The sequence below is a fragment of the Amycolatopsis sp. NBRC 101858 genome (assembly GCF_030269325.1).
Lineage (GTDB): Bacteria > Actinomycetota > Actinomycetes > Mycobacteriales > Pseudonocardiaceae > Amycolatopsis > Amycolatopsis ponsaeliensis.
Map to the genome: position 1 here is coordinate 169,095 of NZ_BSTD01000008.1, position 15,110 is coordinate 184,204.

The 15,110-nt window shown below is 69.1% G+C and carries 14 protein-coding genes and 1 pseudogene; 9 read left to right on the forward strand and 6 right to left on the reverse strand.

Annotated elements, in window-relative coordinates; all coding sequences use genetic code 11:
- Window positions 1-3: 3 nt before the first annotated feature.
- Window positions 4-1,095 carry a tRNA 2-thiouridine(34) synthase MnmA gene (mnmA, locus tag QSK39_RS47900; protein WP_285484515.1) on the forward strand — a complete coding sequence of 364 codons (1,092 nt, stop codon included), beginning with the start codon at window positions 4-6 and terminating at the stop codon, window positions 1,093-1,095.
- A gap of 7 nt (window positions 1,096-1,102) precedes the next feature.
- Here mnmA and QSK39_RS47905 read toward each other — a convergent pair whose 3' ends face one another.
- From QSK39_RS47905 to QSK39_RS47925, 5 genes are all read right to left on the reverse strand, one after another.
- Window positions 1,103-2,383 carry a DUF222 domain-containing protein gene (locus tag QSK39_RS47905; RefSeq protein ID WP_285484516.1) on the reverse strand — a complete coding sequence of 427 codons (1,281 nt, stop codon included), beginning with the start codon at window positions 2,381-2,383 and terminating at the stop codon, window positions 1,103-1,105.
- Between the two features lie 224 nt (window positions 2,384-2,607).
- Window positions 2,608-3,060 (reverse strand): GNAT family N-acetyltransferase, encoded by a 453-nt coding sequence (locus QSK39_RS47910; RefSeq protein WP_285484517.1) that lies wholly within the window; start codon window positions 3,058-3,060, stop codon window positions 2,608-2,610.
- 10 nt (window positions 3,061-3,070) lie between these two features.
- Window positions 3,071-3,472, reverse strand: a complete 402-nt coding sequence (locus tag QSK39_RS47915) for a GNAT family N-acetyltransferase (protein WP_285484518.1) — start codon at window positions 3,470-3,472, stop codon at window positions 3,071-3,073.
- 79 nt (window positions 3,473-3,551) lie between these two features.
- Window positions 3,552-4,595, reverse strand: coding sequence for an MBL fold metallo-hydrolase (locus tag QSK39_RS47920; protein ID WP_285484519.1), 1,044 nt, complete (start codon window positions 4,593-4,595; stop codon window positions 3,552-3,554).
- Window positions 4,596-4,699: 104 nt separating this feature from the next.
- Window positions 4,700-5,524, reverse strand: a complete 825-nt coding sequence (locus tag QSK39_RS47925; protein ID WP_285484520.1) for an LURP-one-related family protein — start codon at window positions 5,522-5,524, stop codon at window positions 4,700-4,702.
- 134 nt (window positions 5,525-5,658) lie between these two features.
- Here QSK39_RS47925 and QSK39_RS47930 point away from each other — a divergent pair, with 134 nt between their 5' ends.
- The 4 genes and pseudogenes from QSK39_RS47930 (at window position 5,659) to QSK39_RS47945 (ending at window position 10,149) form a co-directional block, all read left to right on the forward strand.
- A complete protein-coding gene (locus QSK39_RS47930) occupies window positions 5,659-6,696 on the forward strand; it encodes a methionine synthase (RefSeq protein ID WP_285484521.1) in 1,038 nt (345 codons plus the stop codon).
- A gap of 90 nt (window positions 6,697-6,786) precedes the next feature.
- On the forward strand, window positions 6,787-7,491 hold the full coding sequence (locus QSK39_RS47935) for a hypothetical protein (protein WP_285484522.1): 705 nt from the start codon (window positions 6,787-6,789) through the stop codon (window positions 7,489-7,491).
- A gap of 11 nt (window positions 7,492-7,502) precedes the next feature.
- Window positions 7,503-9,662 carry an NAD-dependent DNA ligase LigA gene (ligA, locus tag QSK39_RS47940; RefSeq protein WP_285484523.1) on the forward strand — a complete coding sequence of 720 codons (2,160 nt, stop codon included), beginning with the start codon at window positions 7,503-7,505 and terminating at the stop codon, window positions 9,660-9,662.
- Window positions 9,655-10,149, forward strand: a pseudogene (locus QSK39_RS47945) (GNAT family N-acetyltransferase). The gene ligA and the pseudogene QSK39_RS47945 overlap by 8 nt, the downstream one beginning before the upstream one ends.
- Window positions 10,150-10,208: 59 nt before the next feature.
- Here QSK39_RS47945 and QSK39_RS47950 read toward each other — a convergent pair.
- Window positions 10,209-10,862, reverse strand: coding sequence for an ACT domain-containing protein (locus tag QSK39_RS47950; RefSeq protein ID WP_285484524.1), 654 nt, complete (start codon window positions 10,860-10,862; stop codon window positions 10,209-10,211).
- 236 nt (window positions 10,863-11,098) lie between these two features.
- On the opposite strand from QSK39_RS47950, the gene gatC reads away from it, so the two are divergent.
- Genes gatC through QSK39_RS47970 form a run of 4 tightly spaced genes read left to right on the forward strand, consistent with a single transcriptional unit; the run spans window position 11,099 to window position 14,959 of the window.
- Window positions 11,099-11,398 carry an Asp-tRNA(Asn)/Glu-tRNA(Gln) amidotransferase subunit GatC gene (gene gatC / locus QSK39_RS47955; RefSeq protein WP_285484525.1) on the forward strand — a complete coding sequence of 100 codons (300 nt, stop codon included), beginning with the start codon at window positions 11,099-11,101 and terminating at the stop codon, window positions 11,396-11,398.
- Complete coding sequence (gene gatA, locus QSK39_RS47960) at window positions 11,395-12,912, forward strand: Asp-tRNA(Asn)/Glu-tRNA(Gln) amidotransferase subunit GatA (protein ID WP_285484526.1); 1,518 nt, start codon at window positions 11,395-11,397, stop codon at window positions 12,910-12,912. Before gatC ends, gatA begins: the two co-directional genes overlap by 4 nt.
- Entirely contained in the window at window positions 12,909-14,414 is a 1,506-nt protein-coding gene (gatB, locus tag QSK39_RS47965; RefSeq protein ID WP_285484527.1) for an Asp-tRNA(Asn)/Glu-tRNA(Gln) amidotransferase subunit GatB, read from the forward strand. Before gatA ends, gatB begins: the two co-directional genes overlap by 4 nt.
- 8 nt (window positions 14,415-14,422) lie before the next feature.
- On the forward strand, window positions 14,423-14,959 hold the full coding sequence (locus tag QSK39_RS47970) for a hypothetical protein (protein WP_285484528.1): 537 nt from the start codon (window positions 14,423-14,425) through the stop codon (window positions 14,957-14,959).
- The last annotated feature ends 151 nt before the right edge of the window (window positions 14,960-15,110 follow it).

Here is a 15,110-nt window from a genome sequence, read left to right on the forward strand (position 1 = left end):
GCAATGCGGGTTTTGGCCGCGATGAGCGGAGGAGTGGACTCGGCGGTCGCCGCCGCGCGCGCGGTCGACGCCGGGCACGACGTCGTCGGCGTGCACCTGGCGTTGTCGGCCAAGCCCGGAACCTTGCGGACCGGGTCACGCGGTTGTTGCACGATCGAAGATTCACACGACGCTCGGCGGGCCGCCGACATCCTCGGAATCCCGTTCTACATCTGGGATTTCGCGGAGCGCTTCACCGAAGAGGTCGTTGAGACCTTCGTCGGCGAATACGCCGCCGGACGGACGCCGAATCCGTGTGTCACCTGCAACGAGAAGATCAAGTTCGAAGCTCTCCTCGAGAAGGCGATGGCACTCGGCTTCGACGCGGTCGCGACGGGACACTACGCGCGCCTCTCCGTTGAGGGTGGCGTGCCCGAGCTGCGTCGTAGTGCCGACAGTGGCAAGGACCAGTCCTACGTGCTCGCCTCCCTCACATCGGAGCAGCTCAGCCACGCCATGTTCCCCCTGGGGGACTCGTGGAAGACCGACGTACGCGCCGAGGCGGAACAGCGTGGTCTGTCTGTCGCCAACAAGCCGGACAGTCACGACATCTGCTTCATCCCGGACGGCGACACCAAGAAGTTCTTGGAGAACCGGCTGGGGCAGCGTCCGGGCGAGCTCGTCGACGCGGAGACCGGCGCCGTGCTCGGCCGGCACACCGGGGTGCACGGATTCACCGTCGGACAGCGCAAGGGGCTCGGAATCGAGGCTCCGGCGCCTGATGGCCGTCCCCGATATGTTCTGTCCCTCGAACCGGTTTCCGGCTCCGTCAAGGTCGGTTCCGTCGCCGGGCTCGGGATCAAGACGATCGAGGCCGACCGCGCGATCTGGCCCAGCGGTGAGCCGTTGACCGAACCGACCGAATGCGTGGTGCAGGTCAGGGCTCACGGGGGCATCGTCGACGCGGTCGCTGACGTGGATTCCGACACCATGACGTTGCACCTGCGCGAGCCGCTGCGTGGAGTGGCTCCGGGCCAGGTCGTCGTGCTCTACCGGCCGGATGCCGAGGGCGGGGACATCGTCCTTGGGAGCGCGAAGATCTCGGGCACGCGCTGATCGTCGGTTATCGCCGTGACTTCTTGCGGCTTCGGGTCGATCGCCTCCGGCCGGATTCCATCGATGGCGGTGTTGTCGAGTGCATACGGCCCGCGGGTGTCGCGACGTTCACCGTGCCATCAGGGGTGACTTCGTAGTCCCAATCGGGCTGGCCCTTCAGCCTGCGGTGTCGTGAGCAGTACGTGACCGGCTGATCCGCGGCTTCTGCGGTCTCGCCTTGCGCCCGGGTTGCCTCGATCCCGCAGTTCTGTGCGGGACGCGTGCATCCGGGCTGCCGGCACTCGCGATCTCGGACCCGGATGAACTCGTCGTGCGCCGGGTCCAGCGGGTACCGCGTCGGTGACAGCTCGATCGCTTGGCCGCTTCGCGGATCCGTGAGGACTCGTCGGAGCGTTGTGTCGGAGCCGCCGATGATGCGACGGGCCACCGACGCCGCGACGGGTCCGCGCCCTGCCAGGCTGGCCGGGAAGTCGTTCACGCCGAGGTATGTCGCCAGGTCGACGTGCAGGAACACTTCGGTGCGCTCGCTTGCGCCGCCTGTTCCGCTGAGCAGCAGATCCATGGCGATGTCCGCGCGAAGCTGGTCCATCGTTCGAGACTCGTCCGGGGTCTTCATCGCCCGAGCAGCCCGGTCGATACGGGCGTAGGCCGCAGTCGCCTTCTCGGTAGGCGCGTTGTTGATCGAAAGACTGGTCACGCCGGTGTCCTGGTGATGCAGAGCCAACCGTCGTTCGACGAAACTCCGTTCGGTGCGCTGCTCCGCGCCCTCCGGATCCACTTGTGCAGCCGCATAGGCCGCGGCCCGGCGGACCTGAGTTGCATTGCGTCCTGGAACGCGACCCTCGAGCGTCGCGTCGACGAGGCGTACGTGGTCTCTGGACAGCCATGCCGTCGCATCCGTGACCTTCATGGCGCGATAGAGATCGAGCCGGCCGTCGTCCATGAGGTTGAGCATGCGGGGAAGCCGGGCGATCAGCGCGTTCGCCGCCGAGACGATGGCGCCGGCCCGGTGTTCCGTGATGGACAGCGCCAACGCCACCTCGGAAGCCGTACCGGGCGCCCGTCTCCGGCGCACGCTGAGGTCTGCGATCGCCCGTAGCTGCAGGGCCTGCAGCTTGGAAATCTCGGCATCCGTGACGCGGATCAGGTCGACGACCTGGTCGTCTTTCATGCGTTGCAGCACATCCGGGTCGGCGCGGACCGTGCTCAGTACGAACGGGAGCCTGTCCGAGATGTTCGAGGAGTCGGTGGAAGGGACGACTTTGCGGAGCGGTTGCGAAGGTGCCATGAGCCCGACGGTACGAGGCCTCGCGGGAAATGTCACCGAGATTCAGAAGAATGGGTGGTAAAAGGGAGCGAACGGTCCGTTCGCGCCCTTCGCGGCTTGACGTATGCGAATTGATTCGCAATGGTTCGCGTGCGTGGACGTGTGCGTCACCGAATCCGGGAAGGGGCCAGGCCGATCTTATGTCCTATGTGGATGGACTAGAATCTGTTGGGCGCCAACGTTGTTCAGAGCTTGAGTTTGAACCCGGTGTGGCTGGGAACGAAGCCGAGTCGCTCGTAGAACCGGTGTGCGTCGGTCCTCGAGACATCCGACGTGAGCTGTACGAGTGCGCATCCACGTCGTCGCGACTCGTCGATCGCCCAGCGCATGAGGTCGGCGCCGAGTCCGGAGCCGCGGTGGTCGATGTGGACCCGGACGGCCTCGATCTGGCCTCGGAGGGCGCCGCGCCGGGCGAGGCCGGGAATGATCGTCAGCTGCAATGTCCCGACTGGCACATCGTCGGAGATCACGACGACCAGAAGCTGGTTCGGATCAGCGTCGATTTGCTCGAAAGCGCGCAGGTAGGGCACGAGGTCGTGGGGATCGTCGCGGGTCGCACCGAGCTGGTCGTCCGCCAGCATGCGCACTATCGCGCCGATGTCCTCACGTCGTGCCCTGCGGATGATGTAGTCGTTCACGGCGCCAGTATCACAGTGCCCGACTGAACCCTTGATAGCTCTGCTCGAAGCCGAAGCGAGCGTAGAAGTCCCGCAGGTCGGCGCGCGCCAGGCCGGAATCGAGGTGGAGACGACTGCAGCCTCGTCGACGAGCTTCGTCGATGCCCCAGGTCAGAAGCGCGCTGGTCACGCCGCGCCGTGCAGCGCGGATGCCCTCGAGCAAGCCGCGGGTCGCGCCGTCCCAGGCGAGTCCTCGCAACACCGTGAGCTGCGCAGTACCGGCCACGCCGTTGTCGTCCTCGGCGACGACCAGCGTGACGTGCGGGGTGTTCATGAGTTCCTGGAGTGCGGCGGCCAGTGGCTCGCCCGGTGCGCCGAACAGGCGCACGAGCGCCTCGATGTCCCTCGCTCTGGCACGCCTGATGACATCCATTTCACCCAGTATGCAGGAGGCCGGCCGGGCGTCGTAACGGCGACGACGTGACTACCCGCGGTACTGGCTGCGATGTCGCTCAGGGTGTCGTGTAGTGGCGGATGCCGTCGACTGCCCGGGTGGCCAGTTTGCCCTGGGATACCAGCAGGTCGAGATGCGCTGCTGTCTCCAGGACTGCGAGCGTTTGGTTGAACGAGTCCATTTCGGACAGCTTGCGGTTGCGGCGGGTCCAGCCGATCCGCTGGGCGGCCTCGAATGCGGTGCTCGCGCCGGCGGTGATCTGGGAGCCGATCGTCTCGAGGCGTTGCCGATGGTGTTCCAGCAGTTCGTCGACCCGCGTGTGCACACTTTCGGACACAGAACCGTGCGCGGGAAGCATGCGGCGGTCGGGCATCGCGCGCACCAGGCGCAGCGAGTCGATGAAGTCGTTGAGTGGCAACTCGGCCGGCACGGGCTGGAAGCCGATCGAAGGCGTGATGTGCGGCAGCACGTGGTCGCCGGAGAACAACAGGTCGGCGGTGTCGTCGACGAACACGACATGGCCTGCCGTATGACCGGGAGTGGCGACGACGTCGAACTCGCGGCCGGGCAGGATCGAACGTCGTCCCGGAGTCAGCCACTCATCGGGCGCTTCCCAGAGATCGGCCTCCGTGTGCCGCCGGTCCGTCCCGAAATCGCGGGCCAGGGCATCGACGACTTCGCGGGCGCCGGCCTGGAACAGCAGGTCGATCTGGGCTTCCATCGGCAGCCGGTCGGGGTTGCCGGAAGCCTTCAGCGATGGCTCCTCGTCCTGGCCCAGGGCGATCTTCGAGCCGAATTCGCGACGAAGGACGACAGCCTGCGAATAGTGGTCGCGGTGCACGTGGGTCACGAGGAACTCGCTGACGTCGGCGAGTTCCGCGCCGATCCCGCCGAGCGCGCTCGCGAGTTGTTGCCGTGCCACGGTCAACGCCCAGCCCGAGTCGACCAGGACCAGCTTCTCGCCGTCGGTGACCGCGTAGACGTTGACCGCGCGCAGAGCGTCGTTGGGCAGGGGCAACGGGATCCGGTAGACGCCGGCCGAGACCTCGTAGATTCCGGGCTCGGTCCAGTTCCTGTCGCTGCTTTCCGGCAACGGTTCCACGGTGACCTCCGTCCCGGCGAGACTGCGGCGTCCCAGCCTCCATTCACCTTGAGCCGTGCCGGGTTCGGTGTCCACCTGGAGGGGCTGAGACGCCGGTCACTTGCTCAGTTGGTGTCCTGCTTCAGGGCGGTGTCGATCGTGAGGGCCGCCGCGACCACCATGCTGGCCAGCGGATCGGGCAGGGGGTGGGGGATCTCCACCACGTAGTTGTCGGCGGTGGTGAAGGCGGCCTTGAGAAACCCGCCCCACGTCTTGGTCACCCGGGCGACCTCGGTGTCGGCGTGGTCGCGGATCGAGAAGTTCCAGGCACGCCAGTTCTCGGCGAAGATCCCGCCCACCGAGTGGCCGTCGACGACGAAGCCGAAACGGATCTTCCCGAAGACGTTCTCCTGGACGATCTCGCCGATCGGGGTCTCGTCGGCTCGCGTGACGAGAAACCGCGACTTGAAGACCTTGGCGGGCCGGGTCACCTTGAGCACGGTGCTGTGGTTGGCGTCCCGGACCTCGAACTTGTGGGTCAGGAACTGGTCGTAGTTGGTCAGGAGGCGGATCGCCTTCTTCAACGTGCTTTGCCCGACCTGGACGACTCCGCCGAGCCGGTTGCCGTGCTGGTCGAAGACACCGAACTCGTTGGCCATCTCGATCAGCTTCGCGCGCTGGTTGACCACCAGGACCGGCTCGGTGAACAGCGTCCCGCCGCCGGTGCGCGCGGCGCCTCGGCCGCGGGTCGCGCGATTGACCTGGTCCTGGACGCGCGCCGGGTCGTGGGCCCGCTCGATGTCGAGCTCGATCGGCTCGGAGTCGCTCGGTGGCGGTCCTTGCTGAGCCGGGCGGGTGTTGGCGGTCCAGGCCCGGCCGTCCCACCAACGGTGCAGACGGGGGTCCCGCGCGTCGGGATACCAGCCCGGTTGCGGTGGCGAACTCGTCATGGCGGGTGAGCCTATCCGCGCGGACCCCGCCGCGGTGCCCGTAAAGGCAAATGCGGCGTATGTCTGTCTCCGGGCCGCTCGGTGCGGCGGCCCGGTCGACGTCGGCGGCGGGTGGTCGACCAGAATCGGTGGTCGTGAATGAGCGAGTTTGGCCCAGCAGTGCCGCGACGGCGATCGGCTCGATGCCAGGCACGGACCCCGCGGAGGCGGCGGCGGTCGTGTTCGGCGAGCTGCCGGACTTCCCGCACCTGCCGGAACTGCCGGCCCGGGGCGTCGGTGCCGACATGCTCGGCCGGACCGCCGCGCTGCTGGTCGACCTGGCCGTCGAGGTCGTGCCGAGCGGCTACCGCGTCGCGGCGCGGCCGGGACACGAGCACCGGCGGGCCGTCGACCTGTTGCGCTGGGATCTAGACGCTTTACAGGAAGCGCGAGAGAAGGCCGGAGCTACGCCGCCGGTCTTCAAGGTCCAGCTCGCCGGCCCGTGGACGCTCGGCGCCGGCATTGAGCTGCCCCGGGGCCATCGAGTGCTCACCGACCGCGGCGCGTTGCGGGACTTCACGTCCTCCCTGCTGGACGGACTCGCCGGGCATGTCGCCGAAGTCCAGGCCAGGACCGGCGCGCCCGTGGTCGTCCAGTTCGACGAGCCGTCGTTGCCCGCGGTGCTGGCCGGCGGCCTGTCGACGCCGTCCGGCTATGGGAACGTCGCCGCTGTGCCGGAGCCGGAGGCACGTGACCTGCTCGCCACGGTGATCGACGGCGCGAAGGCGATCACCGGGAAGCCGGTGATCCTGCACTGCTGCGCCGCGAAGCCGCCGCTCGGCATGCTGCGCCAGGCCGGCGCCGACGCACTCGCCTTCGACCTCGCCTCGCTCGACGGCGCGTCCGCTGCGTTCCTCGACGAAATCGGCGAAGTCTGGGACGGCGGCGCGACGCTGTTCCTGGGCGCGGTTCCGACCACGGCGCCCGCGTCTCCGGTGAGCCTGAAGGACGTCGGCGAGCCGGCCTTCCGGCTGGCCGACCGGCTCGGCTTCAACCGCAGCGTCCTCGCCGAACGCGCGGTGCCGACCCCCGCATGCGGCCTCGCCGGCGCCACACCCGAGTGGATGCGCCGCGCTCTCGCGCTGACGCGTGATCTCGGCAAAGCCTTCGTGGAACCCCCGGAAGACTGGTGACGGAATCCGGCAACTCGCCGACGTCTGCCCTGCCCGGCCCGGCAAGTAGCGTGACGGGGGTAGCCGACCGAACGAGGACCACCCGTAACCATGCGCCTGTTCCGCCGCAAGAACGCCGTCGCCGATCCGCCCGACCCGCGCACGGCGTGGCCCGAGCAGCACGTGCCGGACGACCCGGCGGCCGCCGCCGAGGCGTTCTGGCGCGGCTGGTACGACCTGCTCCCGATGGTCAGCGCGGCGCTCGGCGAAGGTGAACCGCACCGGGTCGAGCACGAGCTCTGCCAGCTCGTCGAGGCGCTGCACCCGCGGCTGCACTTTTCGCTCGAACGTGGTCGTCGGTCGATCTACGCCCTGGTCGTGACCGGTCAGGAGGACCCGGAGCTGCGTCCGTTCACCGACGCGTGGCGCGCCGTCGCGCCGCCGGACGACGCGATCTGGGAGTACCACGACTCGGTCCCGCCCGTGCCCGATCCGACGGAGGTCACCGTCAACCTCGGCGAGCACCGGATCGCGCTGGCCGACGTCCGGGTCGTCGCACAGGTCGACGAGGACGAGCACGTGGTCGACGTCGCCGTCTTCCACCCCGGCTTCGGCGACCTCGACGAGGCCGCCCGGCAGACCATGACGTTCCTGCCGCTCGACGCGACATTGGGTGAACGTCTCGCCGCCGAACGACTACGGCGCGTAGAGACAGCGGCGGCCGAACCGGCGGGCGCGATCACCCTTCTGGAGTTCCGTGAACTGGTCCGCGGACTGGACGCCGGACCGGACGAAATTGTCGGTGCCGCCGACTAGGCTCACCACCCGTGAGCAGCACCGAATCCCCTCAGGACCAGATCACCGCGGAGGACGTCACCGACGTCCCGGCCGATGTGCGCGAGCGCCACGCCGCCCTCGCGGAGGAACTGCGCAACCACCAGTTCCGCTACTACGTCCTGGACTCGCCGATCATCTCCGACGGGCAGTTCGACGAGCTGCTCGGCGAGCTGCAGCAGATCGAGGAACAGCACCCGGCGCTGGTCACGCCCGAGTCGCCGAGCCAGCGCGTCGGTGGCACGTTTTCGACCGAGTTCACCGCGTACGACCACCTCGAGCGCATGCTCAGCCTCGACAACGTCTTCGACCAGGACGAGTTTCTCGTCTGGGTGGAGCGCGTCGAGAAGGAGGTCGGGCACACCGAGTTCCTTGCCGAGCTGAAGATCGACGGCCTGGCGATCAACCTCTTGTACGAAAACGGTCACCTCACCCGGGCGCTCACCCGGGGTGACGGCCGCACGGGCGAAGACGTGACGCTGAACATGCGCACGCTCGACCAGGTGCCGGAGACCCTCACGGGCACCGACCAGTTCCCGGTGCCCGCCCTGGTCGAGGTGCGCGGCGAGGTCTACTTCCGCGTCGAAGACTTCCTCGAGCTGAACGCGAAGATGGTCGAAGCGGGCAAGCCGCCGTATGCGAACCCGCGCAACACCGCGGCCGGGTCGCTGCGGCAGAAGGACCCGAAGATCACCCGCGAGCGCCGGCTGCGGCTGATCTGCCACGGCCTCGGCAAACGCGAGGGCTTCGAGCCGCAGCGTCAGTCGGAGGCGTACGACGCGCTGGCCGCGTGGGGGCTGCCGGTCTCGCCGCACAGCAAGGTCCTGACGTCGGCCGAGGAGCTCACCGAGCACATCGTCTACTGGGGCGAGCACCGGCACGACGCCGAGCACGAAATCGACGGCGTGGTCATCAAGGTCGACCGGGTGGCGCTGCAGCGGCGGCTGGGTACCACGTCGCGCGCGCCGCGGTGGGCGATCGCCTACAAGTACCCGCCGGAAGAAGCGATCACGACGCTGCTCGACATCCAGGTCAACGTCGGGCGGACCGGGCGGGTGACGCCGTTCGCGGTCACCGAGCCGGTCAAGGTCGCGGGGTCGACCGTCGCGCGGGCCACCCTCCACAACCAGGAGGAGGTCAAGCGCAAGGGCGTGCTCATCGGCGACCGGATCGTCATCCGGAAGGCCGGCGACGTCATCCCCGAGGTCCTCGGGCCGGTGGTGGACGCGCGGACCGGCGACGAACGCGAGTTCGTCATGCCCACCCACTGCCCGGAATGCGGTACCGAGCTCGCCTACCAGAAGGAAGGCGACAAGGACATCCGCTGCCCGAACAGCCGGTTCTGTCGCGCTCAGCTGCGTGAGCGCCTCTTCAGCCTGGCCGGGCGCGGCGCCTTCGACATCGAGGTCCTCGGGTACGAAGCCGCGGTCGCGCTGCTCGACGCGCAGGTGGTCGCCGACGAGGGCGACGTCTTCGACCTGAACGAGGACAGCCTCGCCGAGGTCGAGCTGTTCCGCACGAAGGCCGGCGAGTTGTCGGCAAACGCACGAAAGCTGCTCGCCAACCTCGACGTCGCGAAGGACCGGCCGCTGTGGAAGGTGCTGGTCGCTTTGTCGATCCGGCACGTGGGGCCGACGGCCGCGCAGGCGCTGGCCCGGGAGTTCGGCTCGATCGAGGCCATCGAGCAGGCGAGCGAAGAGGAGCTGGCGGACGTCGACGGCGTCGGACCGACCATCGCGCGCGCGACGCAGGAGTGGTTCGAGGTCGGCTGGCACCGCGAGATCGTCGAAAAATGGCGACGCGCCGGCGTGCGGATGGAGGAGGAGCGCGACGAGTCCGTCCCGCGCAACCTCGAAGGCCTGTCGATCGTGGTGACGGGGTCGCTCGACGGCTTCTCCCGCGACGAGGCCAAGGAGTTCATCATGGCCCGCGGCGGCAAGGCGGCCGGGTCGGTCTCGAAGAAGACCTCGTTCGTCGTCGTCGGGGACTCGCCTGGTTCGAAATACGACAAGGCCGTGCAGCTCAAGGTGCCGGTGCTCGACGAAGCCGGCTTCCGCGTCCTGCTGGAGCGCGGGCCCGAGGCGGCGCAGGAGGTGGCGCTGCCGGCCGGCGACGAAACCGCCGAAGACGAGTCTGGGGAGACGGATGGGTGATGTCGAGATCCGGCCACCGAGGCCGGAGGAGTACGCCGCCGCGGGGGAGGTCACGGTGCAGGCGTACGACGTCGATGGTCACTTGGCCGGCGACGTCGGTTATGACGCGACGCTGCGTGACGTCGCGAGCCGGGCCGAGCTGGCCGAGGTGCTCGTCGCCGTCGATGCGGCGGGGGAGGTGCTCGGGACCGTGACCGTCGTGCGGCCGGGGTCGCCGTACGCCGAGATTTCGCGTCCGGGGGAGCTGGAGTTCCGGATGCTCGCGGTGGCGCCGTCGGCGCGTGGTCGCGGTGTCGGCGAGGCGTTGACGCGGGCCGTGCTCGACCGCGCACGGGTGCTGGGCGTCCCCAAGGTGGTGCTGAGCAGTCTCGACCGGATGCACTCCGCGCACCGGCTCTAGGAGCGGCTCGGGTTCGCGCGCCTGGTCGAACGGGACTGGCGGCCGTTTCCGCACATCAGCCTGATCGCCTACCAGATCGACGTCTGACCTGGCGTTCGTCGAAAAGAGGACGAGCCGGCTCGTCCCCTTTTCGGCAACGTGCGGGGCTAGCCGTCGAGGACGACCGCGACGATCCCGGCGAGGTGGGCCAGCCGGGCGACCTCGGCCGCGCGGAAAGCCGGGCCGCCGGGACGGGCGACGAGCAGCGCCTTGCCCGGCTTGCCCAGCGGGGTGGCCGCCAGCTCGGTGCCCAGTTCCTTCCACGTCTCCGGGATCCAGGCTTCTTCGCCGTCGAGCACCGTCGCGCGCTCGAGCGGCAGCCAGGGCAGGTTGGTGATCGGGGTCTCGGGAGCGGCGCTCGACGACGCCAGCCGGAGGGCGCCGGTCTCGGCGTGCTCGACGACCATCGCCCAGCCGGCGCGCACGATGCGGGGCACGCCCTCGGCCAGGATGTTGAGCCCGGTTTTCGGCTGGGCGGCGATTTCTTCGACGAGCTCGAGCTCGCGGTGCGTGTCCAGCACGCCCGCGTAGGGGCGGACCGCGTCCACTTCGACGCCTTCGACACTCTCGGCCGCCGTGATGAGGGCGTCGGGCAGCCGGCCGGAGGGGAGCTCGACCACGAGGTCGTCCACCGCCACTCCGGTGCCGCGCTCGACGACGTCCACGCTGAGGATGTCGGCGCCCACCGTGCCGAGCGCCGTGGCGACCGCGCCGAGGGTTCCCGGGCTGTCCGGAAGGAGGACCCGGATCAGGAACGACACCACGCGCCCCTCTCACCTCTGGCGTCCCAGCCTTGCCGTGGGACGCTCGATGCCGGTCGCCGATTGTGACAGACCCACCCGGCCCGCGGGACCCGCTGTCCGCCGGGCGGGATGCAGGCGTCGCCGGACGGCACCCGGCCTGCGCCGGGCGTAACCCAGTCGAGTCGTCCGACGTCGTCACCATAGACTTGCAGCTTCCGAGACAACCCGCACAGCACAACCCGGGAGTCACCCGCGTGCCCAACATTTCCCGAGACGAGGTCGCGCACCTCGCGAAGCTGGCCAGGCTGGCCGTGACCGATGACGAGCTCGACGTCTTCGCCGGCCAGCTCGACCAGATCCTGGACTCGGTGGCCAAGGTGAGCGAGGTCGCCGCCGAAGATGTGCCGCCGACGTCGCACGCCGTGCCGCTGACGAACGTCTTCCGGCAGGACGTCGTCGTCCCCGGGCTCACGCAGCAGCAGGCGCTGGCCGGTGCGCCGGCCGCCGAGGACGGCCGTTTCCGGGTGCCGCGGATTCTGGGGGAAGAGCAGTGACCGAGCTCATCAAGCTGACCGCCGCGGAACTGGCGGGGAAGATCCACGCGCGTGAGGTGTCCGCGGTCGAGGTCACCCAGGCCCACCTGGACCGGATCGCCGAGGTCGACGACCACATCCACGCGTTCCTGCACGTCGACACCGAGGGCGCGCTGGCCGCGGCCAAGGCCGTCGACGAGGGCATCGCCGCCGGCGACAAGCCCGCGTCGGCGCTGGCCGGCGTGCCGCTCGCGCTCAAGGACGTCCTGACCACCGAGGGCGTGCCGACGACCTGTGGTTCGAAAACGCTCGAAGGCTGGATCCCGCCGTACGACGCGACCGTGACGCGCAAGCTGCGCGAGGCCGGTGTCGTGATTCTCGGCAAGACGAACATGGACGAGTTCGCCATGGGTTCGTCGACCGAGAACTCGGCGTACGGCCCGACGCACAACCCGTGGGACCACGCCCGCATCCCCGGCGGGTCGGGCGGTGGCTCGTCGGCGTCGATCGCGGCGTTCGAAGCCGCCATCGCCATCGGCACCGACACCGGCGGGTCGATCCGGCAGCCCGGGTCCGTCACCGGCACCGTCGGGGTCAAGCCGACCTACGGCGGGGTGTCGCGCTACGGCCTCGTCGCTTTTTCGTCGTCGCTCGACCAGGCCGGCCCCTGCGCGCGGACGGTGCTCGACGCCGCCCTGCTGCACGAGGTCATCGCCGGGCACGACCCGATGGACTCGACCTCCATCGACGCGCCGGTGCCGCCGGTCGTCGCCGCGGCCCGGCAGGGCATGACGGGTGACCTCAAGGGCGTCAAGGTCGGCGTCGTGAAGGAGTTCGGCGGCGACGGCTACCAGCCGGGCGTGGAGCGGTCGTTCCAGGCCGCAGTCGAGCAGCTGCGGGCGCTCGGTGCCGAGGTCGTCGAGGTCTCTTGTCCGCATTTCGTCTACGCGCTGCCCGCGTACTACCTGATCGCGCCGAGCGAGTGCTCGTCGAACCTCGCCCGGTTCGACGCCATGCGCTACGGCCTGCGCGTCGCCGACGACGGCAACCACAGCGCCGAAGAGGTCATGTCGCTGACTCGCGAGAAGGGCTTCGGCGCCGAGGTCAAGCGGCGCATCATGCTGGGCACCTACGCGTTGTCGTCCGGCTACTACGACGCCTACTACGGCTCGGCGCAGAAGGTGCGCACGCTGATCACGCGTGACTTCGCGGCCGCCTTCGAAAAGGTCGATGTCCTCGTTTCGCCCACGACGCCGACCACGGCGTTCAAGATCGGCGAGCGCGTCGACGACCCGATGGCGATGTACCTCGCCGACCTGTGCACGATCCCGTCGAACCTGGCGGGCAACGCCGCGATGAGCGTGCCGAGTGGTCTTTCCGAGGACGACGGCCTGCCGGTCGGCCTGCAGATCATGGCCCCGGCGCTCGCCGACGACCGGCTCTACCGGGTCGGCGCCGCCTACGAGGCCGCCCGCGACGCCGCCGCCGGCGGGGCGCTCATCCACAAGGTCCCGGAGCTGGGAGGAACGAAGTGACTGCCGTGGCCGAGCTGATGGACTACGCCGACGTCATCGAACGCTTCGACCCGGTGCTCGGTCTCGAAGTGCACGTCGAGCTGAACACCAACACGAAGATGTTCTGCGGCTGCCCGAACGAGTTCGGCGGCGAGCCGAACACGAAGGTCTGCCCGACCTGCCTGGGCCTGCCCGGCGCGTTGCCGGTGGTGAACGGCAAGGCCGTCGAGGGCGCGATCCGCATCGGCCTCGCGCTCAACTGCGAGATCGCCGAGTGGTGCCGGTTCGCCCGGAAGAACTACTTCTACCCGGACATGCCGAAGAACTTCCAGACGTCGCAGTACGACGAGCCGATCGCCTTCAACGGCTACCTCGACGTCACGCTCGACGACGGCGAGGTCGTGCGCGTGGAGATCGAGCGCGCGCACATGGAGGAGGACACCGGCAAGTCGCTGCACGTCGGTGGCGCCACCGGCCGGATCCACGGTGCCGAGCACTCGCTGCTCGACTACAACCGCGCCGGCGTGCCGCTGATCGAGATCGTCACCAAGACGATCGAGGGCACCGGCGAGCGGGCCCCCGAGGTCGCGCGGGCGTACGTGTCCGCGCTACGAGACCTGCTTCGCGCGCTCGACGTGTCCGACGTCCGCATGGACCAGGGCTCGCTGCGCTGCGACGCGAACATCTCGCTGATGGCGAAGGACGCGACCGAGTTCGGCACCCGCACCGAGACGAAGAACGTCAACTCGCTGCGCAGCGTCGAGCGCGCGGTGCGCTACGAGATGACGCGGCAGGCGGCGATCCTCGCCGACGGTGGCAAGATCAAGCAGGAGACGCGGCACTTCCAGGAGGCCGACGGTTCGACGTCTCCTGGCCGCACCAAGGAGACCGCGGAGGACTACCGGTACTTCCCGGAGCCCGACCTGGTCCCGATCGCGCCGGCGCGCGAGTGGGTCGAGGAGCTGCGCGGCACGCTGCCGGAGATGCCGTCCGAGAGGCGCAAGCGGATCCAGACGGAATGGTCACTTTCCGACGAAGCCCTGCGTGACCTGCTGAACGTCGGGGCTGTCGACCTCGTCGCGGCCACGGTCGAGGCCGGCGCTTCGCCGGACGAGGCCCGCGGCTGGTGGGTCAACACGCTGGCCCAGGAGGCGAACACTCGCGAGGTCGAGCTGGCCGACCTGACGATCACGCCGAAGCAGGTGGCCGAGGTCATCGGGCTGGTTTCCTCCGGCGAGCTGACGAACAAGCTCGCGAAGGAGGTCGTCCAGGGCGTGCTCGCCGGTGAGGGCGAGCCGCGGGAGGTCGTCGAGAAGCGCGGGCTGAAGGTCGTCTCGGACGACTCGGCGCTGCTCGCGGCGATCGACGAGGCCCTGGCGGGGCAGCCGGACGTCGCGGACAAGATCCGCGGCGGCAAGGTCGCCGCGGCGGGCGCGATCGTCGGCGCGGTCATGAAGGCGACCAAGGGGCAGGCCGACGCCAAGCGCGTCCGCGAGCTGATCATCGAGCGCGTGGGTTCCTGATCGTTTTCATGACACAGCCGTTTTCCGTCAAGAGCGTCACCTGGCGCGAGTGGCTCGGCCTGGCGGCCGGGCTGCTCGCGCTGGGCTCGATGTTCCTCCCGTGGACCACGCTGAGCACCAACAAGCCGGACATCGAAGACATCCTGTCGCAGCTGGAGCACAGTGACGTCGTCCGTGACGCGTGGCACTCGAGCTTCTTCGCGTGGTGCCCGCCGCTGCCGTTGCTGCTGGCCGGGGTGGTCGTGGTCGTTTTCGGACGAATCCGGAAGGCGCGGGTCAGCGGCCTGCCGCACCTGTGGCTGGCGGTCGCCGTGGCGTCGCTGCTGCTGATGGTGATCGGCTGGTTCACGCTGGATTGGGAGTTCGATGCCGACCAGCGTGGCATCTTCGACGCCGCCGGCATCGCCATCGGCCCCGGCTTCGGCCGGTTCCTCGGGCTGCTGGCCGCGCTCGCGTCGGGCGTGGCCGCTTTCCTGGACATGCGGGCGGCGCGGGCCGAGAGCCGGCAGCCGCGGAAACGTGAGCCTCGCAGCAAGAGCCGCTGACCGGTTCTCGGCGACCTGCCACCCGGTTGAGGTGACGGTGGGTTTGCCGGCTGTGCGGACTCGCAGTCGTTGAGGTCGCTGAGTCGTCCGTTCCGGTTGCTGGCCTGAAATGACAACGTTGACATCGGCGGCGGCCGTTGCGTGAGAAAGC

Bases quoted from the DNA above. Each gene is read 5' to 3' on its own strand.
- mnmA (WP_285484515.1), top strand. From the start codon at position 4: ATGCGGGTTTTGGCCGCGATGAGCGGAGGAGTGGACTCGGCGGTCGCC.
- QSK39_RS47905 (WP_285484516.1), bottom strand. From the start codon at position 2,383: ATGGCACCTTCGCAACCGCTCCGCAAAGTCGTCCCTTCCACCGACTCC.
- QSK39_RS47915 (WP_285484518.1), bottom strand. From the start codon at position 3,472: ATGGATGTCATCAGGCGTGCCAGAGCGAGGGACATCGAGGCGCTCGTG.
- QSK39_RS47925 (WP_285484520.1), bottom strand. From the start codon at position 5,524: ATGACGAGTTCGCCACCGCAACCGGGCTGGTATCCCGACGCGCGGGAC.
- QSK39_RS47935 (WP_285484522.1), top strand. From the start codon at position 6,787: ATGCGCCTGTTCCGCCGCAAGAACGCCGTCGCCGATCCGCCCGACCCG.
- QSK39_RS47970 (WP_285484528.1), top strand. From the start codon at position 14,423: ATGACACAGCCGTTTTCCGTCAAGAGCGTCACCTGGCGCGAGTGGCTC.